This window comes from Microbacterium sp. 16-032 (assembly GCF_041079455.1).
Taxonomy (GTDB): domain Bacteria; phylum Actinomycetota; class Actinomycetes; order Actinomycetales; family Microbacteriaceae; genus Microbacterium; species Microbacterium testaceum_A.
The window spans coordinates 743079-770033 of the sequence record NZ_JBFYGQ010000001.1 but is presented as its reverse complement, the minus strand read 5'-3'; the positions used below and the strand labels follow the sequence as shown (position 1 = coordinate 770033).

Genomic DNA, 26955 nt, shown 5'->3' with positions numbered 1-26955 from the left:
CGCGGGGACTCGGCGCGCCGAGGCACCCGACGGCGAAATCTCAGGAGTTCGGCCCGCCCGAGGCCCACGACCGGGCCGTCACCGCAGCCGCCGCGCCACCTCGGCGAGCGCCTCGGCGTACGAGTCCTCGGCGCCGTCGCGCCCGCCCGAGAGGTTGACGCCGACGACCCCGGGCAGCGCGAGCATCTCCTCGGCGAGAGCGACGGCGAGGGCGATCCCCTCGGCCCGTGGGTCTCGGGCGCCGCGCACGCGCTCGAGGAACCCCTCGGGCAGCACCAGCGCGGTGAACGACTCCAGCAGGTCGGCCGAGGCGTGGTCGACGACGACGGGGACGCACGGGATGAACCGGATGCCGCCGCCCGCCCCCTCGATGAAACGCCGGACGGGCTCCGCACCCCCGGCGTGGTTCACGAAGCAGACGTCGGCCCCGGCCCGCACCTTCTCGCGCAGGCGCGCGGCGCGGCGGTCGACCGGCGGCGCCGCGGGTGAGGCGGCGACCGAGACGACGTGGCCGGCGGCGCGGGCGAGAGCGGCGGCCTCGGTCGAGTCCAGGTCGAAGACGGGCGCGGCGTCGGGGCGGTGACCGGTGCGCGTGTGGTCACCGGTGACGCAGTGCACGCCCGCCACCCCCTCGACAGCGAGAGCGGCGAGCTCCCCCTCGATCGCGACACGGTTGCGGTCGCGCATGTTCAGGCCGGTCCACACGCGCAGCCCCCGCCGCTGCAGCAGGTGTGCGCGGTACGCGGGAGGGAACTGGACCCGCGCGCTTCCCGCGTCGCCGGCGAGGACGGCATCCACTTCTCCGGCGAGGATCTCCGCGCACGCGTCGATCGACGAGACGCTGAGGGCGCGTGCGGGCAGATCCGCCACCACCCAGGGCCGGGTGTCGAGGGCCGCGAGCGTCTGCGTTGCCGCGGCCGTCCGCGGCGACGGCGCCGGAACCACCGCACGGTCGACCCCCGTCCACGGCACGGTCGGTCGGTGCAGGAACGCGCAGCGGTGCGTCGCATCGATCTCGCACGACCCGTCGAAGCCGACCCCGCCGCAGGGCCCGTACTCCATCCGTTTGGGGCAGGCGTCGATCAGCGGCAGCGAGGTCATAGCCGGAGTGTAGGAAGCGCGTGTTTCGGCGAATGTTCATGGCGGCAACATCGCCGAAACGCGCCGTCCCTACGCTCGGCCCTACCCGCTGCAGCCCCCGGAGGTGGCCATGATCACGGCCGGCACCACGTTCGGTTCCGACGTCGCCGACATCGACGTGCTCGTCGACGACCCGCTTGCGCTGATGCAACGGTGGCTCCCTCCCCACGACGGCGAACTGCGGCCCCTCGCGGCCCTGTCGACCATCGGGCTGGACGGCATCCCCTCGCTCCGTCACGTGCTCATCAGCGACAGGGATGCCGCGGGCCTCACGTTCCACACCGATTCGGCCAGCGCGAAGGTCGCCGAGATCGCCGCGAACCCGGTCGCCGCGATGGCGGTGGCGTGGCCCGAGATCGGTCGACAGCTCGTCGTGCGCGGGATCGTCGAGCGGGTCGGCGCGGCGGAGGCCGCCGCGGTGTACCGCCAGCGGTCCCGGTACCTGCAGATGCTCGCGTGGATCAACACGCACGAGAACGCCCACCTGCCCGTCGAGGCGCGGCACCATCTCTGGGCGGAGTTCGGCGACGCCCACCCCGAGCTGGAACCGCCGGAGCGGTGGGCGGGGTTCCGCCTGCGCCCCCTCACCCTGACGTTCTGGCGCGGCGACCCGATCGGGCAGAGCACGCGCCAGCACTACACGCTCGCCGACGGCCGCTGGTCGGGCCGGATCCTGGCGGGCTGAGTCGTGGACATCACCACCGTCACCTCGTACCGCGCCGCGCGGACGCGCTCCGACCTGGCGCTCGCGCCCGGTGAGGTCGTCATCGCCGGTGGCACCTGGATCATGAGCGAACCGCAGCCCGGCACCACCGGCTTCGTCGACCTGACCACGCTCGGGTGGCCCGACCTCGAGATCACCGACGAGGGCCTGCGGATCGGCGCCACCTGCACGATCGCGCGCCTGCTCGCGTGGGTCGAGACCGAGGCTCCGCCCGCGTGGACCTCGCTCGCTCTCGCCCGCCCCTCGGCCGACGCCCTGCTCGCGTCGTTCAAGATCTGGAACACCGCCACCGTCGGCGGCAACGTCTGCCAGGCCTTCGCGGCCGGCGCGATGATCGCCCTGCTGTCGACCCTGGATGCCAGGGCCCTCGTGTGGACGCCCGATGGCGGCGAACGGCGCATCGCGGTCGCCGAGCTCGTCGTCGACAACGCCGCAACCTCCCTCGCGCCCGGCGAGGTCGTGCGCGCCCTCGACATTCCCGCGCGGGCCCTGGAGGCGCGGGTCGGGCTGCAGAAGATCGCCCTGGCCGAACTCGGCCGTTCCGGCGCCGTGGTCACGGCCCGGGTCGACCCCGACGGCACCGCGGTGTTCGTCGTGACGGCCGCGGTGCGTCGGCCCCGCGTGCTGCGCTTTCCGCACGTGCCGGAGGCGGGAGAGCTGCGGGATGCCGTGGCGGCCGCCAGCGACTTCTACACCGACCCGCTCGGAAGCGCCGACTGGCGTCGGGGTGTGAGTGTCGTGCTCGCGGAGCGCCTGCGGGCGCGCTTCGTCCGGGAACTGCAGGAAGGCGCGGCGTGAGGTTCGAGGTCAACGGAACCGCCGTCGAGGCCGACCCGCGCCCCGGTCAGAGTGCGCGCACGTTGCTGCGCGAGGCGGGCCACGTCGAGGTGAAGAAGGGGTGCGACGCGGGCGACTGCGGCGCGTGTTCGGTGCTGCTCGACGGCACGCCGACGCACTCGTGCATCATCCCCGCAATGCGCCTCGAGGGCCGCGCGATCACGACCGCCGCGGGTCTCGCCCCCGGCGACGACCTGCACCCCGTGCAGGAAGCCCTCGCGACCGGCTTCGGCTTCCAGTGCGGGTTCTGCACGCCCGGCATGAGCGTGACGGCCTCGACCCTGACCCCCGACGACCTGGGCGACCTCGACCGGCGCATGAAGGGCAACCTCTGCCGGTGCACGGGGTACCGCCCGATCCGCGAGGCGATCCGGGCGTCGGTGCGGGGGCCCGTGCGTGAGACCGGGTCGGCAGCGTCGGCCGCGGCCCCCGCCGGCTGCGGCGGTGCCTGCGCGGGGCACGACACACCTCCTGCAGATCCGTCCCTCACGGCTGCCTCGACGCCCACACCTGCCGATCTGCAGGAGGTGTGCACGCCGACCGGGGCAGCGGCATCCGTCACCGGCCGCGTCGGCACCTCGGTCATCCCCGAGGCGGCCCGCCGCATCGTCCAGGGGCGCGAACCGTTCACCTTCGACGAGCCCGTGCCCGGCGGCCCGCCGCTCGTGCTGCGCGTCGTGACCTCGCCGCACGCCCATGCCCGGGTCGTCTCGATCGACACCGCGGCCGCGCGGGCGGTCCCCGGGGTCGTGGCCGTGTTCACCCACGACGACGTGCCCGACGTGCGCTATTCGACCGGCCGCCACGAGCACCGCACTGACGACCCCGACGACACGCGCATGCTGGACGACGTCGTGCGTCACGTCGGTCAGCGGGTCGCCGCGGTCGTCGCCGAGACGGCCGAGGCGGCGGATGCCGGATGCCGTGCCGTGCAGGTCGAGTACGACGTGCTGCCCGCGGTGTTCGATCCCGAAGAGGCGCGCCGGCCCGGAGCCCCGCTGCTGCACCCCGATCGCACGCCCGACGAACGCGTGATGGACGCCGGCCGCAACGTCGTGGCGGGCTTCCACGTCGGCCACGGCGGCGATATCGACGCGGCCCTCGCCGCGAGCCACACCACCGTGACGGGCGAGTGGCGTTCGTCGCGCGTGACCCACGCGGCCCTCGAGACGCACGGCGCCGTCGGCTGGATCGACGACGGCGGTCGCCTCGTGATCCGCTCGTCGACGCAGGTGCCCTTCCTCGTGCGAAACGAACTCGCGTACGTGTTCGACCTGGAGCGCGATCGCGTGCGCGTGTACGCGGCCCGCGTGGGCGGCGGCTTCGGCGGCAAGCAGGAGCTCTTCACCGAAGACCTCACCGCGCTCGCGGTGCTGCGCCTCGGTCGTCCCGTCGCCTACGAGTTCTCGCGCACCGACCAGTTCGTCCGGGCGTCCCTGCGGCATCCGATGCGCGTCCGCACGACACTGGGGGCGGATGCCGACGGCACCCTCACCGCGATGAAGCTCGACGTGTTGAGCGACACCGGCGCCTACGGCAACCACGCGATCGGCGTGCTGTTCCACTCGTGCGCCGAGTCGACGACGCTGTACCGCGTGCCGACGAAGTGGATCGACGCCGAGGCGGTCTATACGAACAACCCGCCCTCGGGCGCGTTCCGCGGCTACGGGCTCGGGCAGGTCGTGTTCGCCGTCGAGTCGGCCATGGACGCCCTCGCGCAGGAGCTCGACATCGACCCCTTCGACCTGCGCCGCATCAACGCCGTGCGCGAGGGCGATTCCCTGCACCCCGACGACGGTGAGGAGCCCCACGAGGAAGACCTGATCTGGGGCAGCTACGGCCTCGACCAGTGCCTCGACCTCGCGCAGGACGCGCTGCGGCGCGGCAACGGGGTGACGGCGCCCGAGGGCTGGGTGGTCGGCGAAGGGATGGCCGCGGCCATGATCGCGACCATGGCCCCGCGCGGACACATCGCCCACACCAGCGCGACGCTGCGCCCCGACGGCACGTACCTGCTGCGCGTCGGCACCGCCGAGTTCGGCAACGGCACCGCGACCGTGCACCGCCAGATCGCGGCGACCGTGCTCGAAGCACCGCTCGAGCGCCTGCACCTGTGGGCCGCCGACACCGACGCGGTGCGCCACGACACCGGTGCGTTCGCCTCCGCGGGGACGGTCGTCGCCGGTAAGGCGCTGTACGGCGCCTGCCTCTCACTGAAGCGCCGCATGATCGCCATCGCCGCCGAGCTGTCGGGGGCGGATGCCGCGGAGGCCGAGGTCACGGCATCCGGAATCTCGTTCGCGGGCGAGACCGTGACATGGGCGCGCATCGTCGAGGCCGGGGGCGCCGACGGCCTCACCGCCGACGGGGCGGAGTTCGGCGAGGTCCGCTCACTCGCGTTCAACGTGCACGCGGTGCGCGTGGCCGTCGACCCCGAGACGGGGACGGTGAAGGTGCTGCAGTCGATCCAGTCGGCGGATGCCGGAGTCGTGATCAACCCGGCGCAGTGCCGCGGCCAGATCGAGGGCGGCGCCGCGCAGGCGCTCGGCGGAGCGCTGTACGAAGAGGTGTACCTCGAGGATGGCGTCGTGCAGAACCCCGTGTTCCGCACGTACCGCGTGCCGCAGTTCGCCGACGTGCCCGACACCGAGGTGTACTTCGCCGCGACCGACGACACCCTCGGCCCGTTCGGCGCCAAGTCGATGAGCGAGTCGCCGCACAACCCGGTGGGCGCGGCGATCGGCAACGCCGTCTCGCGCGCCCTCGGCCGCCGCGGGTACGAGCTGCCGTTCTCGCGCGACCGCGTATGGAGGCTCGCCGGCGGGGGTGCCGCGTAGGCTGACCGCCGTGTACGGGATCACCGCGGGCGAGACGTTCGGCTTCTTCGAGGGACGGCGCCTGGATGCCGTGACCTACGGCCGCTACAAGGTGTCGCTGTTCTTCGACGAGGGCGTGGGTCTCGACGTCGAGGGGGTGCTCGCCGTGACCGTCACGGGAGGCGACGAGAGATCGGCCGAAGATGCCCGCGACCTCGCCGCGCCGCTCCTCGACCTGCTCTCGCTGACCGTGACGGCGGTGCGAGTCGACGCTCCCTCGAGCCTCGCGCTGGAGTTCGAGAACGGGACGGTCGTCCGCGCGATCGACGACCTCGGCCCGTACGAGTGCTTCGACGTGCACCACGGCGAGCACATCTGGATCATGTGAGGCACGGCCCGGGCGGCGCCGGTTCGCCGCTGTCACGGTCGCGGTTCAGGCGGTGCGGCAGTCCCTGACCGTTCGTGGCCCCGGGGCCACGAAGCTCGCCCCGGGTCCACGTCCGACGCCCCACCTCCGACCGCGCCCGCGCGCACCGCGCCCCGGGTCCACGACCGGCGCCCCGAAACGTCGCGAACCGGGCGGCGGCGTCAGCGTCAGCTCCGCGCCCGCGCCTCAGCGCGGCTCGGCGCCCAGGTGCAGCACGGCCTCGGCCAGGGCGCGAATGCCCGCGGCCACATCCGCCCCGGCCACGGCCTCGGCGGGGTGGTGGCTGATGCCGTCGGGGTTGCGCAGAAACAGCATGCCGACGTCGGTGATGGCGCCGATCGCCATGGCGTCGTGTCCGGCGCGACTGAAGAGGGTGGGGGCGTCGCCGCCGATGCCCGCGCGGACGACGTCCTGCAGCAGCGGAGCGCAGAACACGGCGGGCGCGCTATGCACCTCGCGGGCGTGCCAGCGCAGGCTCCGGCGTCCCATGATCGCGTCGAGCTCGCGCGAGATCTCGTCCCACACGTGGTCGCGCGTGGCGTCGAACTCTCCGCGCAGGTCGAGCGAGAGGTGCGCCTCGCCGGGCACGACGTTGACCGCGCCGGGGAAGGCCTCGAGCTGGCCGACGGTGCCCACGATGTGGTTCTCGCCACGGCAGATGCGCTCGACCGCCAGCGCCGCTTCGCTCGCGCCGAGCAGGGCGTCGCGCCGCATGTCGTAGGGCGTGCCGCCCGCGTGCCGCGCCTCACCCTCGACGACGAGCTGGAACCGCCGCGCCGACGCGATCGACGACACCGCGGCGAGAGCCTGTCCGCTGCGGTGCAGCTCGGGCCCCTGCTCGATGTGCGCCTCGAGGTACGCCACGAGCTGGTCGGGCCGGCGGGCGGCCTCGCCCACGCGGCCCGGGTCGAGCCCGAAGTCGCGGAAAGCTTCGCGCAGGGTGAGCCCGTCGGCATCCGTCAGATCCCACCACGCGGGATCCCACTGACCGGCCACGGCCGACGAGCCCAGCAGGGCCTTGCCGAACCGTGTGCCCTCCTCGTCGCTGAAGGCGATGACCTCGAGGGCGAAGGGGAAGGGGCTGGATGCCGTGCCCTCCTCGTCGACGCGGCGCAGCAGCCGCACCACCTCGAGCGCCATCAGCACCCCGACGATGCCGTCGAAGCGTCCCGCGTCGGGCACCGTGTCGAGGTGCGAGCCGAGCAGCAGGGCGGGAGCATCGGGCATCCCGGCCGGAGCGAGGCGGCCGACCTGGTTGCCCGCGGCGTCCTGCCGGGTGGTCATGCCGAGCTCGCGCATCCACTCGGCGGCGAGGCGATTGACCCGCGCGTGCTCGGGGGAGAGGTAGACGCGGGTGATCGAGCCGGGCGTCGAGGTGACGCGCGCGAGCTCTTCGCAGCGTCCCATGACGCGGCGCGCCGCCGAGGCGATGCGCGCGGGGACGGCCTGGAGGCGGGCGGATGCCGTCACGCGCGGGCCCCGCGGCCGCCGCAACCCGTCGCGGGATCGCTCACGCCGAGCCCGGCCCCGGTCGCCCTCACGCCCTCGCCCCCGCGTACACGCCCTGCGCGGCCTCGACCCCGCCGCCGGACGCGACCGCGGCACCGTGCCGGCGCAGCACCGCCTCGAGGGCGGCGAGGGTGGTGAGCACGGCATCTTTCCGCGCGTTGTAGCCCATCGTGCCGATCCGCCAGACGCGGCCGTGCAGGGGTCCGAACGACGTGCCGATCTCGATGCCGAAATTGCTCAGCAGCTCGCTGCGCACGGCGTCGCCCACGACGGCATCCGGGATCTCCACCGCCACCACGTTCGTCATCTTGTGCGCGACGTCGCCGAACACGGTCAGGCCGAGGCCCTCGACCCCCGCGAGCATCGCGTCGCCGTGCAGCTGGTGACGCGCGATGACCTCGTCGCGCCCCTCGAGCAGCAGCACTCGGGCGCACTCGCGCGCGCCGTAGAGCATGGTCGTCGCCTCGGTGTGGTGGTTGAGGCGGCGCGGCCCCCAGTAGTCGAGGATCATCGCGAGGTCGAAGTAATTCGAGCGGATGAAGTCGGATGCCGAGGCGTCGCCCTCTTCGCGGATGCCGGCCTCGACGCGGGCGCGCGAGCGCACCACCTCGACGGCGCGGTCCGAGAGGCTCAGCGGCGCGGATCCCGACGGCCCGCCGAGGCATTTCTGCAGGCCGGCGGTCGCGGCATCCAGACCCCAGGCGTCCATCTCGAAGGGGTTGCCGCCGAGCGAGGCGGTGGCGTCGGTGTAGAACAGGGCGCCGTGCGCGCGGCAGATCTCGCCGATCTCCTCCAGCGGCTGGAGCATCGTGGTCGAGGTGTCGCCCTGCACGCACGCGACGAGGTGCGGCTTCACCCGCTCGATCGCCTCGCGGATCGCCGACACCGGGAACACCTGCCCCCACGGCACCTCGATCGTGTGCACCTCGGCGAGCGCGCGCTCGGCGATCTCGGCCAGCAGGTGCCCGAAGCGGCCGAACACGGGGACGAGCACCCGATCGCCCGGGCGGATCAACGAGACCATCGCGGCCTCGATGCCCGCGCGCGAGGTGCCGTCGATGAGCAGGGTCGCGTCGTTCTCGGTGCCCCAGACCTGCCGGTACAGCTCTTGTGTCTCGGTCATTGTCGCCGTCATGAACGGGTCGTACTGGCCGACCAGCGGGGCGCCCATCGCGCGCAACACGCTCGGGTAGGCCGAGATGGGGCCGGGGCCCATCAGCAGGCGCGCGGGCGGGTCGATCGGGCCGGGGAGGTGGGACATCAGGACTCCGTGGTGCGGGGGCGGGACTTCGGGCGGGCTGGAGGACACGGTGCGGGCGGCGGAGTGGGCCGAACTCCTGAAAGACCGGCGGCGACAGCCCCCGGCACCGGTGTCGCGGCGCGACGGCGCCGAGGTTTCAGGAGTTTCGCTCGGGACGGGTTGCCGAGGGGCGCGGATGGGCGGCGCCGGCCGCGGGGCCACCCACGGCCTGCTGCGGGCCGAACTCCTGAAGAACCAGCGGCGGCCGCCGACCCGGGGAGGGCCGTCGCCGTCGCGGGGGAGAAAGTCAGGAGTTTCGCACGGCCCGACGACGGGACGACGCGACTCACCGGGCGACCCCCGCCCGGGCGAGTGAGGCGAAACGCCGAGCCAGGCGGACGAGGGCGATGTCGGTGCCGGCGCGCGAGACGAGGCAGACGCCGACCGGGGCGCCCCCGACGCGCAGCAGCGGAATCGACACGGCGGGGAGCCCTGCCGCGGCGGCCGGCGCGGTCATACGCAGAGTCGCGGCGCGAACCGCGTCGACGTCAGCAGTGCGCAGTGGCGCGGGTCCGGGCACGGTCGGGAACACCATCACGGCCCCGTCGACGACCTCGGCGAGATGGGCGGCGATCGGCTCGAGCTCGGCGCGCGCGGCGGCCTCGTCGCTCGCGGTGATCTGCGACGCGATGCGGAAGCGCTCGGCCACGGCCGGCCCCACGGCGCCGGGGTGCGCGCGCAGCCACTCGCCGTCGTTGCGCCACGCCTCGGCGCCCTGCACGGTGCGGAAGGCCGAGAACGTGGCATCCAGATCGCCCGTGTGCACCGCGCGGAACGAGGGAGGATCGTCGGATGCCGCGAGCGCGGCGAGCAGTCTGCTGAACGCCTCACGGGTCGCAGATTCCACGCAGTCGAGCACCTCTTCGGGCATGACGAACCGCCAGGGCAGGTCGTCGCCCGAGGCTCCGTAGACGTTCTCGGTCGAGCTCGAGCCGTCGTAGCTGAGGCACCAGTCGGCCGCGCGCTGCAGGGTCTCGCCGTCGCGCGTGAGCCAGCCGATCGTGTCGAACGACTGCGCGAGCGGCAGCATGCCCTGCCGCGGTACGAGGTCGTGGGTCGTGCGCAGGCCCCAGAGTCCTTGGTACGACGCAGGCACGCGGATGGAACCGGCGGTGTCGGTGGCGAGGCCGATGTCGGCGTGGCCGAGGGCGACGGCGGAGGCGGGTCCGCTCGATGATCCGCCGGGGAGGGCACCCACCACCGCGCCGTTGGGCGGGGTGCCGTAGTGCACGTTGTCGCCGGCGATCGAGTAGGCGAACTCGTCGGTCCGCGCGATGCCGCGCAGCGACGCTCCTGCGCGCAGCAGGTCGGCGACGGCCGGGGCCGTGGCCTTCTCGGGCCGCGCCTCTTCGAGGTAGGTCGGATTGCCCGCGCCGACGCGGAACCCGGCGATCGCGAAGAGGTCCTTCACGGCGACGGTGAGCCCTGCCAGCGGTCCCTCCCACGATCCCTGGAGGAAGGGGTCGCCGACGCTGCGCCAGATGGTGCGATCGAGTGCCGGAGTGCGGGGCGTGACGTGCGCGGCGGTGATGAGCCACCGGCCGTCGAAGCGCTGCCACACCTGGGTCTGGAGGCCCCGGCCTCCGCCGACGAACTGCGACACCGACATGAGCAGGGCGCTGTCGGGACCGAGCGGGCGGTAGTGGATCTCGGCGATCTCGCGCGGGGGCACTCCCCCGCGCAGGGCCCGGAACCCGCTGATCGCGTCGTGCCCGACGAGCAGTCCCGCGGTGTCGCCGCGCAGGGTGTCGGGTCCGGGTGCGAAGAAGTCGTCGAGCGCGTCGAGGTCGTTCGCCACGATCGCCCGCTCGTACGCGTCGAAGGCCGCGCGCAGGTCGGCGGGGATCGCCGGGGCGCCGGTGGGCGAGGCGGGCTCGGGCGTCGCGGGCACGGTCACGGCGGGCTCGGGCGTCGCGGGCTCGATCACGGCGGGCTCGGGCGTCGCGGGCACGGGCGTGTCCGTCTCGTTCGCCGCCGTCGTGGCATCCGTCATGATCTCCGCCCCTCTCCGCGCCGCGCTGAGTGTCCGAACCACCCGGACGATCCGAACGATCGTCCGGGCGTTCTGGACGCTCGACGGGGAGGGGCGGCCGCGTCTGCGGCGAAGCCCGACGCGAAGTCGGCGTCGAAGGGCAGGGCATCGGCCGCCTCGGCGCGGGCCAGGGCGGCGGCGAGGACGGGGCTCATGCGGCGTCTCCTTCTTCGTGCGTCGCCGAACCGTCAACGGGCTCGGGTTCCGCGGCAGCATCGGGGGCGGATGCCAGCGGCACGGGCTCCATGGCTGCGACCCCCGCGAAGTCGGCCTCGCGGATGCGCGCGTGCACCCCCGAGACGATGTCGACGACCTGCGAGATGTCGAAGTCCGTCGCGGCGGATAGATAGGCGTAAGCGAGGTGCTCGTCCATGCCCCAGCGCCCGTTCAGCAGCGCCAGCGACGAGCGCACGCACGCGCGCATCGCGGCGTCGAGGTCGGGGTCCATGCCGGTCGGGACGAGGTGGTCGGGCGTGCGCACGAGCGGTCCGGTCACCTCGCCGAACGCCGCGCGGGCGGCATCCGCGGGGATCACCTCGAAGCGCAGGGTGGCGCGCAGCGAGGCCTCGAGAGCGGTGAGCGCCACCTCACCGTCGCCCTGTGCGAAGTGCGGGTCGCCGACGTAGGCCAGCGCCCCCTCGACCTGCACGGGGAGGAAGAGCGTCGTCCCCTCGACGAGCAGGTTGATGTCGATGTTGCCGCCGTGCACCCCCGGCGGCACCGAGTGCGGACGCTCCTCCCCCGCGACGGCGACGCCCATCGTGCCGAGGAACGGAGCGAGCGGGAACGACACCACGGGATCACCGCCCTCGACCACGGGCAGAGTGCCGTGCAGGATGCCGTCGCGCTCGACGACGGCCGAGAACACGCTGACGTTGTGCTCGCCCCGCGGCAGTTCGCCGACCAGGGCGCCCTTGCCGTGGCGGTTCGAGATCACGCCGTACGGCACGCGCGGCACGAGGGTCTCGACCGTGATCTTGAGCAGGTCGCCGGGGTGCGCGCCGCGCACGTGCACGGGTCCGACGACCACGTGGGGGCCGTCGGCGAAGGGGTCTCGGGGGGCGGATGCCGCGATTTCGACCGCATCGTCGAGCACCTGCTCGGCGGGCACGCCGTGGCCCGCGAAGAACGCGCGCGGATCCTTGCCCTGGTCGTCGAGGATGCCCTCGTGACTCACGGTGTCGAAGGTGACGCTCTCGCCCGAGGAGATCTCGAGCACGGGGGTGTCGGCCGCGCACGGGAGGCGCCCCCACAGGACGGTGTCGAGGGTCGCGGCGACGTAGTGATCACCGGGGATCGGGCCGGCGTGGGGCTGCAGGATCGGAAACGGGCGGGTGCCGGCTCCTTCGACGGGCTCAGGAACCTCGACGGGCTCGACCACGCTCACGCCTCCACCACCGCTGTCGCGCGCAGCAGCTCTCGACCCTCGCGCTCGGTGACCGGGGCCCCGCGTCGGTAGACGGATTCTCCGCGGAGCCACGTCTCACGGACAACGCCGGTGAGCGTCTGCCCGTGCCACGGGGATACGGGATTGCGGTACTCGAGCGCCGCCGCATCCACCGTGAACTGCTCGTCGGGGGCGAAGGCCACCAGGTGCGCGGGAGCCCCCACCTCGATCACACCGAGCCCCTCGAGACCCGCGACGCGAGCGGGGCCGGTCGTCATCAGGGGCAGCAGCGACTCGAACGCGAGGCCCCTCCCTCGGGCCGTGGAGTGGATCGCCGAAAGACCGGTCTGCAGCCCCGCGATTCCACCCCACGCGAGACCGAAGTCGGGGTTGCCCTTCAACTCGACGGTCGCGGGCGAGTGGTCGCTGACGATCGCATCGATCGTGCCGTCGACGACCCCGGCCCACAACAGATCGCGGTTGTCTCCCCCGCGGATCGGGGGGCAGCACTTGAACGCCCCCGCGCCGTCGGGCACCGCCGAGGCGTCGAGCGTGAGGTAGTGGGGGCACGTCTCGATCGTGAGGCGCACGCCCTCGGCCTTGGCGGCGCGCACCGCGTCGAGCGCTCCCCCGTCGGACACGTGGACGATGTGCGCCCGCGCACCCGTGCGACGAGCCGTGTCGATGACCCGTTCGATCGCGGCACGCTCGCTCAGCGGCGGACGACTGGCCTCGAAGTCGCGGTAGCGCGGGCCGAGCGCGCCGTCGGCGTGCAGATGGGCCGGATCTTCGGCGTGCACGATGAGCAGTCCGTCGAACGCCGCAAGCTCGGCGAGGCATCGCTCCAGCTGCTCGGCGTCGAGGTGGCCGAACTCGTCGATCCCGCTCGGCGACAGGAAGCACTTGAACCCCACGACCCCGGCGTCGGCGAGATCTCGCAGCGATCCGAGGTTCTCGGGTACCGCGCCGCCCCAGTAGGCGACGTCGACGGCGAGCTTTCCCACGGCGGCCCGGCGCTTGGCATCCAGAGCCTCGACGCTCGTCGTGACCGGGAGGCTGTTCAGCGGCATGTCGACGACTGTCGTGACGCCTCCCGCGGCCGCGGCGGCCGTGCCCGTGGCGAAGCCCTCCCACTCGGTGCGGCCGGGCTCGTCGAGGTGCACGTGCGAGTCGACGAGGCCCGGAAGCAGCACCGCGTCGGCGGGGAGCACCGTGTCGGCCGAGGCGTCGAACGGCTCGAGCGCGGCGATCGCCCCCTCCTCGATGACGACCGTGGCGGGAGCGAAGGCCCCATCGACGAAGACGCGGCGGGCGGCGATCCGGGTGGTCATGGCGTCACGGTAGGACGCTCGCGTTTCGCGAATGTAACCGTCATCAACATTCATGCGAACACCTCGGCGCCGCGAGTTACGTCGTCGCGGTGTGGGGCGGATTCCGTCGTTCGGGGCGCGCGATTTCCGCCCCGAGTGACGGGATCCGCCCCGAACCCGGGATGACCGGCGGCCGCAGCCGCGAGCTCGCGCGGAGGCCGCGCGTACTCGTCGCGTTTGCTCGTGCCCAGGCCCATGCGCACCATCCCGGATGCCATGCCCACCGCGGCCGCGACCCCGTCGACGACCGGCACCCCGACGCGTGCCGTGAGCTCGGCGCACAGGTCGGCCATGCCCGCGCAGCCGAGAACGATGACGTCGGCGCCGGACGCTGCGGCATCCGCACTGAGTTCGGCGATGGTGGTGACGGCGGCGGATGCCGTGTCCTCGAGGTCGAGCACCGGAATGCCCGTCGCCGCGAGCGACACGCAGGCGCGCTCCATGCCGTACCGCGCGACGAGATCGTGCGCGCGCCCGAGCGTCCGGCTGAGCGTCGTGACGACCCCGAAGTGCCGCCCCGACACCGCCGCCAGGTGCATCGCCGCCTCGGCGATCCCGACCACGGGCACCTCGACCAGCTCACGGGCCGCGTCGAGCCCCGGGTCGCCGAAGCACGCGATCACGTAGGCGTCCGCGGGGTCGGAGCCGTCGCGGTCGGCGGCGATCAGCTCGACCACGGCCGCGGCGGCCGCGATCTCGTCGACGTGGCTCTCGATCGCGGCAGCACCGGCGGAAGGGCACGCGGCGTCGATGACGACGTCGGGCCCCGCCACCTCCCGGGCGGCGTCCGCGATCTTCGCGGTCATCGCCCGGGAGGTGTTGGGGTTGATGAGCAGGATCCTCACGCGAGCGCCTCGCGCGGGGGTGCGGCCGGGGTCTCGGCATCCCGAACCTTCTGGGCGAGCACGGGAACCTGCTCGACGACCGGGGCCTCGGCGACCGCGTCAACCGTGCCGTCGGAGATGCCCTCGGTCTCACCGTCGAAGGTCGGGACGCGGGGATCGAGACGCTCGAAGAGCAGGAAGAGCACATAGCCCAGACCGCATCCGATGAACCAGCTGTAGTCGCTGACCCACGAGACGTTGAACACCCCCAGGTCGGCGAAGAGCTTCGGGAACACGGCGATCAGCACGGTCGGAACCCCCGCGGCGATGACGGCCTTGACCGCGTTCGGGTTGAAACCGTTGCGGTACCAGTAAGGCCCGGCGGCATCCATCGTGAACATCGCATCGACCTTCACGCGCTGGCGGGCCGCGATGTAGTACCCGGCGATCAGGATGCCGAAGAGCGGGCCGATCAGCGCACCCAGCACGCCCAGCGAGTAGTGGATGGCGTCGCTGTTGGAGTACCAGTTCCAGGGCATGAGGAAGGTCGACCCGACGGCGGCGATCATGCCGCCCGCGCGCCACGAGATCTTCTTCGGGGCGACGTTGGAGAAGTCGAACGCCGGCGAGATGAAGTTGGCGACGATGTTGATGCCGACGGTGGCCGTGACGAAGGTGAGCCCGCCCAGCAGGATCGCGAAGGGCGTGTCGATCTGCTCGACCGTCTTGATGGGGTCGGTGATGAGGGATCCGAACACGGGGACCGTGGCCGAGGCGGTGATGACGGTCAGCAGCGAGAAGAAGACGAAGTTGATCGGCAGGCCCCAGAGGTTGCCCTTCTTCACCGCGGCGAAGCTCTTGCCGTAGCGGGCGAAGTCGCCGAAGTTCAGCATCGGGCCCGAGAAGTACGACACGACCAGGGCGATCGCGGCGAACATCACCGGGATCGAGGCCCAGAAGTCGAGCTGCACCGTCGACAGGGTGAACGAGATGTTCTGGATGCCGGCCTGCGACACGAGGTACACGGCGAGCACGATCATGACGAGGTAGACGGCGGGGCCGGCCCAGTCGATGAAGCGGCGGATGACCTCCATGCCGTTCCAGAAGAGCAGGAACTGCGCGGTCCACAGGATCGCGTACGAGATCCAGCCGAGTGCCGAGAGGCCGGCGAAAGACACGTCGAGGAGAGCTGCGGAACCCGGGATGAACTTGAGGAACACGATGTTCAGCGACTCAGCCGCGAGGAAGGTCTGCACCCCGTACCAGGCGATCGCGATGAGCCCGCGGATGATCGCGGGGATGTTCGCACCCCGGATGCCGAAGACCACGCGGTTGATGACGGGGAAGGGCACGCCCGTCTTCTGGCTCGGCTTGGCGACCATGTTGGCGAAGACCTGCACGATGACGATGCCGGCGATCAGCGCCACGAGCACCTGCCACGACTGCAGGCCCAGGGCGAAGAGCGAGCCGGCCGTGACGTAGCCGCCGACGGAGTGCACGTCGCTCATCCAGAACGCGAAGATGTTGTAGCTCGACCACTTCTGCTTCCGCAGGGGAGCCAGGTCTTCGTTGGCGAGACGGTCGTCGTAGTGGGGCTTCATGTTGCCGCCCCCGTGGGGGTGGCCGGCGGCCTCCACGAGATCGTGGGGACCGGTGAGCGGGGTGGAAGTCATGTCATTCCTCTCAGGACGATGGATGCCACGACGTGGAGTCCGCGGCCGGAGTGGAGCTCTGATGTGAAGTTATGGGTTCACACAACGCCGCTGGTTTCCCTCATGTAACGAGCGTGTGAAGTCGCTCCTTCACGCTTTCCGCCTCCCTAGACTCGGGACATGTCGCAGCCGCCCGTCGCCGAAGCCACCGCCGTCGAGCCGGGGTCGGTCGGGGTCGGGGCGCGGATCCGCGACCTGCGCCAGGCGCGCGGCATCTCCGCCCGGGCGCTCGCGAAATCGCTCGGCATCTCCCCCAGCGCCGTGTCGCAGATCGAGCGCGGAGTGATGCAGCCGAGCGTCTCGCGCCTGATCGCCATCACCGACGTCCTGGGCGTCCCGCTCGTGGCGGCCTTCGACCCGGCATCCGACCGTCCGATCGAACGCGTCGGGCCCTCGGGCTTCACGCTGCAGCGCGCCGGGCAATCGCTCGACATCGTGCTCGACAGCGGGGTGTCGTTTCGTCGACTCACCCCCGGCACCTCGCCCGGCGTCGATTACTTCGAGTCGATCTACCCGCCCGGGGCCTCGGCCCACGGCGCCGACGGGCTGTTCCACCACGAGGGCTACGAGGTCGGCACGGTCGTCGCGGGCGAGCTCACGATCGACTTCGAGGCCGAGCGGGTGATCCTGCGGGCGGGAGACGCGATCAGCTACCCCTGCTCGGTGCCCCACCGCCTGCACAACACGGGCGAGGCGGATGCCGTCGCGCACTGGCTGATCGTGCACGCCTGACGCGGGCGCCAGAGTTCGGGGCGCCGGACGTGCACCGGGGCGGTCCTCGGACACCCCACTGCTCGCAGCGCGCCCCACTGCGCGTCACCCCCTCCCCCCAGAATGTTCCCCACAGCAACACCGCCGACACATCCCGCCACAGCGCCGTAACGCGGTCGGCCTAGCGTGACCTGCATGCACCTGCACGACTTCCATGCCCTCGACGACGCGGATGCCACGGCCGTCGCCCGCGTATGGGCCGACGTCCCCGGCTGGGTCGACGCGGTCGTCGCCGGCCGGCCCTACGCAGACGTCGACGCCCTCGCCGCGTACGCGGGAGACCTCGCCTCGGCCTGGTCTCCGGGCGACCTCGAGGCCGCCCTGCACGCGCACCCGCGCATCGGGGCGAAGGTGGCGGGCGACGGCGCCGAGGCCACGGCATCCCGTCGCGAGCAGGGATCGATGGCCTCCGCCGCGGACGACGACGTGGCGGCCATCGCCGCCGGCAACGCCGCCTACGAGGAGCGGTTCGGACGCGTCTTCCTCATCCGCGCGGCGGGCCGCACGCCCGGCGAGATGCGCGCCGAGCTCGAACGGCGCCTGTCGAACGACCCCGACAGCGAGACCATCGAGGCCACCCGCCAGCTCGCCGAGATCGCGCTGCTGCGCCTGCGCACGACCTTCGCGGACGACGCTCCCGCCGAACCGGAGGCCGCGGAATGACGCACCTCACCACCCACGTCCTCGATGCCACGGCCGGCACGCCCGCGGCCGGGGTCGCCGTGACGCTCTCGCACCTCGATGGCGCGACCATCGACTCCGCCGCCACCGATGCCGACGGGCGGCTCTCACTCGGACCCGACGTCCTCGCCGACGGCGACTACGCCCTGACGTTCGCGACGGGCGCCTACTTCCGCTCGCGCGGCATCGCGTCGTTCCACCCGGTCGCGACGATCGCCTTCACCGTCTCGGGCGAGGCGCACCTGCACGTGCCGCTGCTGCTGAGCCCCTTCGCCTATTCGACATACCGCGGCAGCTGAGGAGCGACATGAAGGTCATCGTCATTGGCGCGGGAGTCGGCGGCACCTCCGCCGCCCTGGCCCTGCAGAAGCTCGGGCACGAGGTCGTCGTGTACGACCGGATGCGCGAGAACCGACCGGTCGGTGCGGCCCTGTCGCTGTGGTCGAACGGGGTCAAGGTCCTTAACTGGCTCGGCCTCGGCCCGCAGGTCGCCGCGCTCGGCGGCCGCATGGACGACATGGCCTATTACGACGGCCACACCGGCGACGAGCTCTGCCGCTTCAGCCTCGCCCCCGTGACCGCGCAGACGGGCCAGCGGCCCTATCCCGTCGCCCGCGCCGACCTGCAGCAGCTGATGATGGATGCCGTCGGCGCCCCGAACATCAGACTCGGGATGCCGCTGACCTCGGTATCCGAGACCGACGGGGTGGTCACCGCCACCTTCGCCGACGGATCCACCGACACCGCCGACCTGCTGATCGGAGCCGACGGCGCCCGGTCGCTCGTGCGTGAATACGTCACCGAGCCCACCGGCATCCGTCCCGAACGCTCCTACTCGGGATACGTCAACTACAACGGCCTGGTGGCTGCCGACGAGCGGATCGGCCCGCTCGATCAGTGGACCACCTACGTCGGCGACGGCAAGCGCTGCGCCGTCATGCCCGTCGCGGGCAACCGTTTCTACTTCTTCGTCGACGTGCCCGGACCATCGGGAGTGGTCGAGGACCGCATGGCGGCTCTCGAGCACGCGTTCGGATCGTGGGGCGCTCCCGGAGTGCGCGCCCTGCTCGACGGCATCGACCCCGACGAGTCGCTCAACCGCGTCGAGATCTGGGACATCGATCCCTTCGACACCTGGGTGCGGGGACGCGTGGCGATCCTCGGCGATGCAGCGCACAACACCGCCCCCGACATCGGTCAGGGCGCGTGCTCGGCACTCGAGGACAGCTTCGCGCTCGGCATCGTCTTCGCGACCTCGACCCTCGGCGTCGAGGACTCGTTGAAGCGCTACGAGCGCATCCGCACCGAGCGAGCGGGCGACCTGGTGCTGCGCGCCCGCAAGCGCGCGCACGAGACGCACGCGTTCGACGTCGCCGCGACCCAGGCCTGGTACGACGGCCTGCGCCGCGAGGACGGGACGGGCGTGATCCGCGGGATCGTCGGCAACATCGAGGGCAGTCCGGTCGAGCTGGGCGCGAGCGTGCTCCGCTGAGGGGGCCCGCCGCGGGCACCGTTGCGAGCCATGTCCCACTTTTGGCTGTTGCCGCGGGCGCCAGGCCGCACAATGTGGGACATGGTCCGCGCAAAGTGGGACATGGTCTGCGCGAAGTGGGGCACGGGGGCCGGGCTTGGGCGCGCTGAGGATGTGACCTCGCGTGACGCACCCCCGCCTGCCCCGGCGACGCCGCGTGGCACCGTGGAGGCGACGCATCCGCACCGCTCACGCCGCCGGGAGGCACCATGTCCGAGTACTTCGACCGCACCGCCGACAAGACCTTCACGAAGGTCTACAAGTCCGAGACACCCGACATCCTCGCCGCGTTCGCCGCGTTCGACCAGGCCGTGTTCGCCCCCGAGGGGCGCGCGATCCCGCTGAAGTACCGCGAGCTCATCGCCCTGGCCGTCGGCATCACGACCCAGTGCGTGTACTGCATCGACGGGCACTCGCAGAACGCCGTCAAGGCCGGTGCCACCGAAGCCGAGCTCGCCGAGGCCGCCTGGGTCGCGACCGCGATCCGCGCGGGCGGCGGCTACGCGCACGGACGTCTCGCGTTCAAGCTCGCCGACGACGCCCGCCCCCACGAGCACTGACCCCGTGACCGACCTGGCCGACGGGGCTGGGACGCCCCAGCCCGGTCCTCTCGAGATCGAGGCGCTCGAGCACATCCGCGCCCTGATCCGCATCGACAGCGTCAACACGGGTGAGGCGGCGACCATCGGCGACGGCGAGACGCGCGCCGCGCTCTACGTCAAGGAGCACCTCGACGAGGTCGGCTACGAGACGGTTCTGGTCGAGCCCCGCCCGGGGCGCGCGAGCGTGGTCGCCCGGCTGGCCGGTTCGGATCCGGATGCCGGCGCCCTCGTCGCCCACGCGCACCTCGACGTCGTACCGGTCGACGCCGACGACTGGACGCACCCGCCCTTCGGCGCCGAGATCCACGACGGCCTGCTCTACGGTCGCGGGGCCGTCGACATGAAGGACTTCGCCGGCATGCTGCTGGCCATCGCCAGGGCGTTCCGCCGCGACGGGGTCGTTCCGCGGCGCGACCTGATCTTCGCGTTCTTCGCCGACGAAGAGGCCGGGGGCGTCTGGGGCGCGCGATGGCTCGTAGAGAACCGCCCCGAGCTCTTCGCCGGGGCCACCGAGGCGCTCAGCGAGGTCGGCGGCTTCTCGATCCCCCTGCCCGACGACCGCCGCGCGTACCTCGTCGCGACCGCGGAGAAGGGCGTGACGGTCGCCACGCTGACCGCCCGCGGAGCCGCGGCGCACGGCTCCCGCCCCACCGCCGACAATGCGGTCGTGCGCCTCGCGCGGGCCGTGGCCGCGGTCGGCACGCATCGCTTCCCCGTCGTGCGGACCGCGACGCTCGAGCGCTTCCTCGAGGTCTACGGACGCGCCAGCGGCGAGCCCCTCGACGGCGACGATCTGTCTCGCCTGGGGTTCTCGGCATCCGTCATCGATGCGGGGGCGCGCAACACCGTCTCGCCGACCGTGCTCACGGCAGGGGGCAAGATCAACGTCATCCCCGCCTCGGCGAGCGCGACGCTCGACGTGCGCGTGGTGCCCGGGCAGGCGGACGCGCTGCGCGAAGAGCTCGCGGACGTCGTCGGCGACGGCATCGAGATCGCGTGGTCGCGGTACATCCCGGCGATCGAGGCTCCGGCCGAGGGGCGGCTGATGGACGTGCTGCAGGATGCCGTGACCGCCGAAGACCCCGACGGCACCGTCGTGCCGTATCTGCTGCCCGCCAGCACCGACAACAAGCACCTCAGTCGTCTCGGCATCCGGGGCTACGGCTTCGTGCCGCTGCGCGTGCCGGCAGACTTCGACGTGTTCGGGCAGTTCCACACGGCCGACGAATGCGTGCCGGTGGAGGCACTGTTCTTCGGGACGCGGGTGACGGCGCGGATCCTGCGCGAGGCGTAGCGGCTCCCGGCCCTCCGGGAGCCCGGGGCGACGTACCGAACTCCTGAAGAACCGCTGCAGAAAAGCCCTAGGCGGACCTCACACCGCCTGCGCCCGAGATCTTTCCGGAGTTCGGCACACGGCCATGGCGCGAGCGCTCGGCCGCGGCGTCCCCGACCGGCCGCGCGTCGAACTCCTGAGATTTCACGCGAAAAGGCGCCTTTCCGAACCCGAAGCCGCCGCAGCGCGCCGTTTCTCAGGAGTTCGGCACGCCCCGCGCCCGAGCCGGCGACGGTAACGCCCCGAACCGTCGCAAGTCCAGCGTGTTACCCCGCGTGGCCCCGGGTTTCGGCGCGTGGCGGGGCGTTTCGACGTGTGAATCGGCGCCTCGCGGGCCGTTCGACCCCGTCATAGCGTTTCGGTCACCCACCGGCACCCCGTGCCGTTTCGGACAGCCCGAGGAGCACGTCATGACCACCACCGCGCCGGCCCCCGCCGACCGCCCGACCACCGGTCCCACCGCCGCTCGGGACACCGCGTCCACGACGGCCCGCGACAAGGTCGACCTCGGCACGATCGCCGTCGTCCCCACCCGCCACTGGTGGCGTTGGATCCTCAGCGCCCTGCTGCTGTTCGTCGTCGCCCAGTTCGCCTGGAGCCTCGTGACGAACGACCGCTACATGTGGGGGACGTTCGCGCAGTACTTCTTCTCGGAGCCGGTGCTGATCGGCATCGGCTACACGCTCTCGCTCACCGCGATCTCGGCCGTCGTCGGCTTCTCGCTCGGCACGCTGCTCGCCCTCGGTCGACTGTCGGCTTCTCCGCTGCTGAGCTCGGTGGCGTGGGGCTACATCTGGTTCTTCCGCTCGGTGCCCCTCGTCGTGCAGATCATCGTCTGGTACAACCTCGGCTACCTCTACCCGACGCTGGGACTCGGCACCCCCTTCACCACCGATTTCTGGATCGTGGAGTTCCCCACGGTCCAGCTCGTCAGCGCGTTCGCCGCCGCGATCCTCGGACTCGGGCTGCACCAGGCGGCGTACTCGGCCGAGATCATCCGCGGCGGACTCGTCTCGGTCGACCCCGGTCAGCACGAGGCGGCTGCGGCGCTCGGCATCCCGGCATCCCGGCGACTGTTCCGCATCATCCTGCCGCAGGCGATGCGCTCGATCGTGCCCAACGCCACCAACGAGATCATCGGGCTCGTGAAGGGCGCGTCGGTCGTCTTCGTCATCGCGATCCCCGAGCTGTTCTACGCCGTGCAGGTGATCTACAACCGCAACAGCCGCGTGATCCCGCTGCTGCTGGTCGCGGTGGTCTGGTACACGCTCATCACGACGATCCTGAGCATCGCGCAGTACTACATCGAGCGGTACTACGCCCGCGGGTCGGCTCGCGCGCTCCCCCCGACGCCGGCGCAGCGCGCCCGTTCGTGGGTGAGTACGCAGTGGGCGCGGCTCGGCGACTCGCCCGCTCCCCCGAGAGGGCCGGATGCCGAGACCCCCGCCGCCCCGAAGGGAGGCCGGGCATGAGCGCGGTCACCGCCACCCGCGGACTCGTCGAGGTGCATAACGTGCGCAAGAGCTTCCACGGCGTCGAGGTGCTGAAGGGCATCGACCTCACCGTCGAGCCGGGCGAGGTCGTGGCCCTGCTGGGCCCGAGCGGCTCGGGCAAGTCGACGCTGCTGCGCACCATCAACCACCTCGAGACCGTGGATGCCGGCTCGGTCACGGTCGACGGCGAATTCATCGGCTACGAGTTGCGCCACGGGAAGCTGCACGAGCTGCGCGAGCGTGAGATCCTGCAGCGGCGGACCCAGGTGGGGATCGTGTTCCAGAACTTCCACCTCTTTCCGCACCTCACCTCCCTCGAGAACATCACCGAGGCACCGCTCGCGCTCAAGCGCCTGAGCAAGGCCGAGGCCCGCGAGCTCGCCCTCGGCCTGCTCGACCGGGTGGGCCTCGCCGAGAAGGCCGACGCCTACCCTCGCCAACTTTCGGGCGGTCAGCAGCAACGCGTCGCGATCGCCCGCGCCCTCGCGCTGCAGCCGAAGGTGCTGCTATTCGACGAACCGACGAGCGCCCTCGACCCCGAGCTGGTGGGCGAGGTGCTCGACGTGATCCGCGACCTCGCGAAGCTCGGCACCACGCTGGTCATCGTCACGCACGAGATCGGCTTCGCCCGCGAGGTCGCCGACCGCGTGGTCTTCCTCGACGAGGGCCGCATCGTCGAGGAGGGCACGCCCGACGAGGTGCTCACCCGACCGCGGCACGCGCGCACCCGCGAGTTCGTCGCGAAGGTTCTCGGCTGACGCGTCGGCTCCCCCGGTGGCTTCGACAGGCTCGGCCACCTCGCCACCCAGGTCCCTGAGCCGTCGAAGGGACCGGAACCCGCAGCGCACCGACCCACCAGACCCCGCGACGCGACACCGGCGACGCGGCATCCACACCCTCACAAGGAGACACAGCATGGCACTCAGCAAGAAGCAGGGCATCGCCCTCGGCGTGATCGCCGCAGCCCTCGTCGCCGTCGTCGGCGTCGGCGTCACCATCGGCCTCAATCGACCGGCCGATGCGGTCGCGGCGCCCGAGCCCTCGGCATCCGCCACGAACACCCCTGCGGAATGGGTGCACACCGACGCCGTGCCCGACGCCGTCGCTGCCTTGAAGGCGAGCGGCTTCACCCCCATCGAGCCGGGCAAGCTGACGGTCGCGGTGGGCGCCTTCACCCCGCCGCTCAGCTACGTGCCCGAGGGCGAGACGTTGCCGTCGGGCACCGAGCCCAATATCGGTTCGCTCATCGCCGAGGGCCTCGGCCTCGAGTACAACCCGGTCGTGGTGGCGTGGGCGGACTGGCCCCTCGGCATCCAGTCGGGAAAATACGACCTGATCACCGCCAACGTCACGGTGACCGAGGAGCGCAAGGAGCTCTACGACTTCGCGAGCTACCGACAGGACCTGCTGGGCTTCGCCGTGCGCGCCGACAGCTCGATCGCGAGAATCGAGACCGCCGACGACATCTCGGGGCTGAAGATCGTCGTCGGCTCGGGCACCAACCAAGAGAAGGTGCTGCTGAGCTGGAACCAGGAGCTCTCCGCCGCCGGCAAGACCCCCGCCGACCTGCAGTACTACGACGACAACGCCGCAGCGACCCTCGCCCTGCTCTCGGGCCGCGTCGACGCGACGTTCGGGCCGAACGCGACCGCCGCGTGGGCGGCGCGCGACACCGGTGAGACGAAGGTCGTCGGCGTGGTTCCGGGCGGGTACCCGCTGCAGGCCGACATCGCCGCCGGCACCAAGAAGGGCAACGGCCTCGTCGAGCCGGTGCAGATCGTGCTGAACGACCTGATCGCCAACGGGAAGTACGCCGAGGTGCTGAAGGCCTGGAACCTCGACTCCGAGGGCATCTCGACCTCGCAGATCAACCCGCCGGGACTCCCGAAGTCCTGACTCCCCGCGCACGGCCCGGTCTTTCCCGACCGGGCCGTGCCGTGGCAGCGGGCCGCTGGATTCCGCGTGCTGTCCAGGCGGGAGGGCGATGCGGCGGAGGCGGGGGCGGGGGCCGCGGGGCGCACAACCTCCGCGATCTGCACACGCTCACTCGGCATCCCGCCGATCGGACGGAGGATGCTCGAATCGCTGAGGGGGCGCTCGGGGCTCAGCCCGTCAGCACCTTCTCGAAGCAACGCGAGGCGGGGAACCTCACGTACGGCGGGTAGATGTCGATCGCCCGATAACCGAGCTTCTCGTACAGGGCGATCGCCTCGGGCTGCCGGTTGCCCGTTTGCAGGATGAGCCGAGCTGCGCCGCGCTCCCGGCCGAGGCGTTCGAGCTCGCCCATGAGCGCCTGGCTCGCGCCACGACCGCGCGCGCGGGGGTCGACGAACACGCGTTTGACCTCGAGCTCGTCGCCGAGGCGACGCAAGGCGGCGTGACCGACCGCGACGCCTTCGGCATCCCGGACGAGGATCACCTCGACCATCGTGGCCGGGTCGACGGCGAAGTCCTCGGCCAGCACAGCGCGGGTCTCGTCATCGAAGGCCGCGTACACCTCGGCATAGCGCGGGCTGATTTCGTCGTCCATCGCGGCGCGCAGCGCGACGGCCCGCTCGTCGTCCCACGAGACGTTCTCGATCGTCCACGCCCCGGTCGCCGCCCTGCCCGTCATGAGCGGACCGCCTGGATGCCGGCATCCGTCGCCACTCCCTCGGCCCGCGAGAGCGGCGTCTTCTCCCCCGCCTCGACGGCGAACGGCAGACGGTTCCGGGCGGGCGGCAGGGGGCAGGTCGCGAAGTCGGTGTACGCGCAGGGCAGGTTCGTCGCGCGGGTGAAGTCGATGACCGTGCGGCCCTCGGCGTCCGGTGCGGCGACCGTGACCGACCGGTTCGCCGCGTACGTCGTGACGCCGCTCGTCACGTCGGTGAAGAGGACGAGCAGGTCGCCCGGTCGATGACCGGGAAAGGCGACGAGGCGATGAGGGGCGCCGTCGAACTCGAAGGCGAGCTCTCCCGGCGCGTCGTAGACGTGCGTCAGGCCGTCGACGGCCGCTCCGACTTCGTACGCCCGTGGGTGCGCGTACGCCTCGAACCGCACGTCGATACGCCAACGGGGATCGGCCGGATAGGCGGGAGTTCCCGCGTACCGCGACAGGTAGTCCGCGTCCGGCCGGCGGGGGCGGAGGAGGTCGCGGCCACCCCGGCGGGCCACCTCGATCACCCCGCCGTCGAAGCCGACGGTCACGTCGCCGCGCTCGTCCAGGGGACCGAACGCGAACCGGACGCGGACCGTCCCACCCTCGACCTCCAGGGATTCCCCCTCGGCGAGATCGACGACGGGTCCGTCTTCCCCGGTGTGCCAGATCCCCGGAAGGCCCGGGATGCCGGTGGGCCGCTCGCCCAGCCAGTACAGGCCCGTGATGGCCAGGAATCCGTGGGGGTCGGCACGGCGACGCTCGTGCGCCTCGTGCCAAGCGGTCCACTGCTCGGCGAAGGTCTCGGTCATCGTTCTCCCTCGAGGACGGGTCCCCTCCAGCATGCATCGCGACGCCCGTCTCGGGCGCGCGGGGGGAAACGCGGCGTCACCCGCCGTCACCCGCCGTCACGCTTCGTCGCGGTCGCGCCCGGCGTGGCCGGCGGGTCTCGCGCAGGTTCTGGAAGACATCGCCGAGCGAATGGGCCGCTCTCGGGATGGCGACCGGCAGCCTGACGGTCGACTCCTGTCCGCGTTATCGTCGAGCGATGGAGATCTGGGTACCGCAGTGGACCGTCCGGCAGCCGCAGCATCCCGTGGCGGGGGCGACCTGGTTCGGCGGCTTGCCCGCCGGCCTCGACCCGGCGGCGTGGCCCGTCTGCAGCGAGTGCGGCACCGCACTCTCGCCGCTCCTGCAGCTCTCCGCCGGGCCGTGGCTTCGGCGCATCCCCGCGGGGCACGTCCTGCTCGTCTTCAAGTGCGAGACCGACGACGTATGCGAGTTCTGGGATCCAGATGACGGGGCCAACCGCTGTCTGCTCGTCCCGGTGGCGGAGCTCTCGTCCGACGCGGGCGCGCCCGACGACGTGTCCACGGGCAGGACCCGCATCCTCCCCCGCGTATGGGTGGGCGAGTGGGCGCGAGGCGACGACGGGCTGACCCCCGAACAGGCCGACCAGATCGACCGGGACGAAGTCTGGAATCTCCCCGACGACATCCGTGCGATCGCGGAGACCGCCGAGAACTACACGAAGGCCGGTGGCGCACCGGTGTGGACGGGCAACGGACCGGCCTCCGCGCCCGCTCGGCCCCGGCGGCTGCTGTTCCAGATCGACAACTGGATCACCACCGTCGACAGCGCCGCCGAGGTCGCCGCGGCGCTGGCCGAACGGCCGGACCGGTACGTCCTCGTCCGGGACCGCACGATCAGCGCCGCGAACTTCATGAGCGACGGTGTCGCGTACGTCTTCGACGTCGCGCCCGACGCGCCGGCGCCCGACGCCAAGCTCGTCATCTCGCGCTAGGGCCGCGACCGAGGTCCCCGCCTGCCA

The 26955-nt window shown here is 72.1% G+C and carries 25 protein-coding genes; 14 read left to right on the top strand and 11 right to left on the bottom strand.

Features of this window, described 5'->3' with window-relative positions:
- Positions 1–78 precede the first annotated feature (78 nt).
- On the bottom strand, positions 79–1101 hold the full coding sequence (locus AB6V31_RS03515; RefSeq protein ID WP_369364094.1) for a methylenetetrahydrofolate reductase C-terminal domain-containing protein: 1023 nt from the start codon (positions 1099–1101) through the stop codon (positions 79–81).
- A gap of 109 nt (positions 1102–1210) precedes the next feature.
- Between AB6V31_RS03515 and AB6V31_RS03510 the strand changes: the two genes are divergently transcribed.
- The 4 genes from AB6V31_RS03510 to AB6V31_RS03495 are packed head-to-tail and all read left to right on the top strand — an operon-like array spanning position 1211 to position 5905.
- A complete protein-coding gene (locus AB6V31_RS03510) occupies positions 1211–1825 on the top strand; it encodes a pyridoxal 5'-phosphate synthase (RefSeq protein WP_074696169.1) in 615 nt (204 codons plus the stop codon).
- A 3-nt stretch (positions 1826–1828) separates the two neighbouring features.
- On the top strand, positions 1829–2662 hold the full coding sequence (locus AB6V31_RS03505; RefSeq protein WP_369364092.1) for an FAD binding domain-containing protein: 834 nt from the start codon (positions 1829–1831) through the stop codon (positions 2660–2662).
- Positions 2659–5538 carry a molybdopterin-dependent oxidoreductase gene (locus tag AB6V31_RS03500; protein WP_369364090.1) on the top strand — a complete coding sequence of 960 codons (2880 nt, stop codon included), beginning with the start codon at positions 2659–2661 and terminating at the stop codon, positions 5536–5538. The genes AB6V31_RS03505 and AB6V31_RS03500 overlap by 4 nt, the downstream gene beginning before the upstream one ends.
- Positions 5539–5548: 10 nt before the next feature.
- Complete coding sequence (locus AB6V31_RS03495) at positions 5549–5905, top strand: DUF6188 family protein (RefSeq protein WP_268103002.1); 357 nt, start codon at positions 5549–5551, stop codon at positions 5903–5905.
- Positions 5906–6130: 225 nt separating this feature from the next.
- On the opposite strand, the gene AB6V31_RS03490 is transcribed toward AB6V31_RS03495, so the two are convergent.
- The 8 genes from AB6V31_RS03490 to AB6V31_RS03455 all read right to left on the bottom strand — a co-directional run bounded on the left by AB6V31_RS03490 (position 6131) and on the right by AB6V31_RS03455 (position 16039).
- On the bottom strand, positions 6131–7414 hold the full coding sequence (locus tag AB6V31_RS03490) for an allantoate amidohydrolase (protein WP_369364088.1): 1284 nt from the start codon (positions 7412–7414) through the stop codon (positions 6131–6133).
- A 67-nt stretch (positions 7415–7481) separates the two neighbouring features.
- The gene (locus AB6V31_RS03485) at positions 7482–8714 is read right to left on the bottom strand and encodes an alanine--glyoxylate aminotransferase family protein (protein ID WP_074696179.1); all 1233 of its coding nucleotides are present in this window, start codon (positions 8712–8714) and stop codon (positions 7482–7484) included.
- A 325-nt stretch (positions 8715–9039) separates the two neighbouring features.
- Positions 9040–10746 carry an AtzH-like domain-containing protein gene (locus AB6V31_RS03480; protein ID WP_369364086.1) on the bottom strand — a complete coding sequence of 569 codons (1707 nt, stop codon included), beginning with the start codon at positions 10744–10746 and terminating at the stop codon, positions 9040–9042.
- The gene (locus AB6V31_RS03475; RefSeq protein ID WP_074696181.1) at positions 10743–10940 is read right to left on the bottom strand and encodes a hypothetical protein; all 198 of its coding nucleotides are present in this window, start codon (positions 10938–10940) and stop codon (positions 10743–10745) included. The genes AB6V31_RS03480 and AB6V31_RS03475 overlap by 4 nt, the downstream gene beginning before the upstream one ends.
- The gene (locus AB6V31_RS03470; protein ID WP_369364083.1) at positions 10937–12166 is read right to left on the bottom strand and encodes an acetamidase/formamidase family protein; all 1230 of its coding nucleotides are present in this window, start codon (positions 12164–12166) and stop codon (positions 10937–10939) included. Before AB6V31_RS03470 ends, AB6V31_RS03475 begins: the two co-directional genes overlap by 4 nt.
- A 2-nt stretch (positions 12167–12168) precedes the next feature.
- Positions 12169–13503 carry an allantoinase AllB gene (allB, locus tag AB6V31_RS03465; RefSeq protein ID WP_369364081.1) on the bottom strand — a complete coding sequence of 445 codons (1335 nt, stop codon included), beginning with the start codon at positions 13501–13503 and terminating at the stop codon, positions 12169–12171.
- A 50-nt stretch (positions 13504–13553) separates the two neighbouring features.
- Positions 13554–14387 (bottom strand): aspartate/glutamate racemase family protein, encoded by an 834-nt coding sequence (locus AB6V31_RS03460; protein WP_369364079.1) that lies wholly within the window; start codon positions 14385–14387, stop codon positions 13554–13556.
- On the bottom strand, positions 14384–16039 hold the full coding sequence (locus AB6V31_RS03455) for an NCS1 family nucleobase:cation symporter-1 (protein ID WP_369364077.1): 1656 nt from the start codon (positions 16037–16039) through the stop codon (positions 14384–14386). The genes AB6V31_RS03460 and AB6V31_RS03455 overlap by 4 nt, the downstream gene beginning before the upstream one ends.
- Positions 16040–16198: 159 nt before the next feature.
- On the opposite strand from AB6V31_RS03455, the gene AB6V31_RS03450 reads away from it, so the two are divergent.
- The 9 genes from AB6V31_RS03450 (at position 16199) to AB6V31_RS03410 (ending at position 24385) form a co-directional block, all read left to right on the top strand.
- Positions 16199–16810 carry a helix-turn-helix domain-containing protein gene (locus tag AB6V31_RS03450; protein WP_369364075.1) on the top strand — a complete coding sequence of 204 codons (612 nt, stop codon included), beginning with the start codon at positions 16199–16201 and terminating at the stop codon, positions 16808–16810.
- A 174-nt stretch (positions 16811–16984) separates the two neighbouring features.
- Positions 16985–17512, top strand: a complete 528-nt coding sequence (gene uraD, locus AB6V31_RS03445; RefSeq protein WP_369364074.1) for a 2-oxo-4-hydroxy-4-carboxy-5-ureidoimidazoline decarboxylase — start codon at positions 16985–16987, stop codon at positions 17510–17512.
- Positions 17509–17829, top strand: coding sequence for a hydroxyisourate hydrolase (gene uraH / locus AB6V31_RS03440; protein WP_056225542.1), 321 nt, complete (start codon positions 17509–17511; stop codon positions 17827–17829). Before uraD ends, uraH begins: the two co-directional genes overlap by 4 nt.
- 8 nt (positions 17830–17837) lie before the next feature.
- The gene (hpxO, locus tag AB6V31_RS03435) at positions 17838–19022 is read left to right on the top strand and encodes an FAD-dependent urate hydroxylase HpxO (protein WP_369364072.1); all 1185 of its coding nucleotides are present in this window, start codon (positions 17838–17840) and stop codon (positions 19020–19022) included.
- Positions 19023–19270: 248 nt separating this feature from the next.
- On the top strand, positions 19271–19621 hold the full coding sequence (locus tag AB6V31_RS03430) for a carboxymuconolactone decarboxylase family protein (protein WP_369364070.1): 351 nt from the start codon (positions 19271–19273) through the stop codon (positions 19619–19621).
- Positions 19622–19625: 4 nt separating this feature from the next.
- The gene (locus tag AB6V31_RS03425) at positions 19626–20957 is read left to right on the top strand and encodes a M20/M25/M40 family metallo-hydrolase (protein ID WP_369364069.1); all 1332 of its coding nucleotides are present in this window, start codon (positions 19626–19628) and stop codon (positions 20955–20957) included.
- A gap of 449 nt (positions 20958–21406) precedes the next feature.
- Positions 21407–22468: an amino acid ABC transporter permease gene (locus tag AB6V31_RS03420; protein WP_369364067.1), complete on the top strand. Its 1062-nt coding sequence runs from the start codon at positions 21407–21409 to the stop codon at positions 22466–22468.
- On the top strand, positions 22465–23247 hold the full coding sequence (locus AB6V31_RS03415) for an amino acid ABC transporter ATP-binding protein (protein ID WP_268102983.1): 783 nt from the start codon (positions 22465–22467) through the stop codon (positions 23245–23247). The genes AB6V31_RS03420 and AB6V31_RS03415 overlap by 4 nt, the downstream gene beginning before the upstream one ends.
- Before the next feature lie 157 nt (positions 23248–23404).
- Complete coding sequence (locus AB6V31_RS03410; RefSeq protein ID WP_369364065.1) at positions 23405–24385, top strand: ABC transporter substrate-binding protein; 981 nt, start codon at positions 23405–23407, stop codon at positions 24383–24385.
- A gap of 208 nt (positions 24386–24593) precedes the next feature.
- Here AB6V31_RS03410 and AB6V31_RS03405 read toward each other — a convergent pair whose 3' ends face one another.
- Positions 24594–25103 carry a GNAT family N-acetyltransferase gene (locus AB6V31_RS03405; protein WP_369364063.1) on the bottom strand — a complete coding sequence of 170 codons (510 nt, stop codon included), beginning with the start codon at positions 25101–25103 and terminating at the stop codon, positions 24594–24596.
- The gene (locus AB6V31_RS03400) at positions 25100–25936 is read right to left on the bottom strand and encodes a DUF1684 domain-containing protein (RefSeq protein WP_369364061.1); all 837 of its coding nucleotides are present in this window, start codon (positions 25934–25936) and stop codon (positions 25100–25102) included. Before AB6V31_RS03400 ends, AB6V31_RS03405 begins: the two co-directional genes overlap by 4 nt.
- 236 nt (positions 25937–26172) lie before the next feature.
- Here AB6V31_RS03400 and AB6V31_RS03395 point away from each other — a divergent pair, with 236 nt between their 5' ends.
- The gene (locus AB6V31_RS03395) at positions 26173–26928 is read left to right on the top strand and encodes a hypothetical protein (RefSeq protein WP_369364059.1); all 756 of its coding nucleotides are present in this window, start codon (positions 26173–26175) and stop codon (positions 26926–26928) included.
- Positions 26929–26955 lie beyond the last annotated feature (27 nt).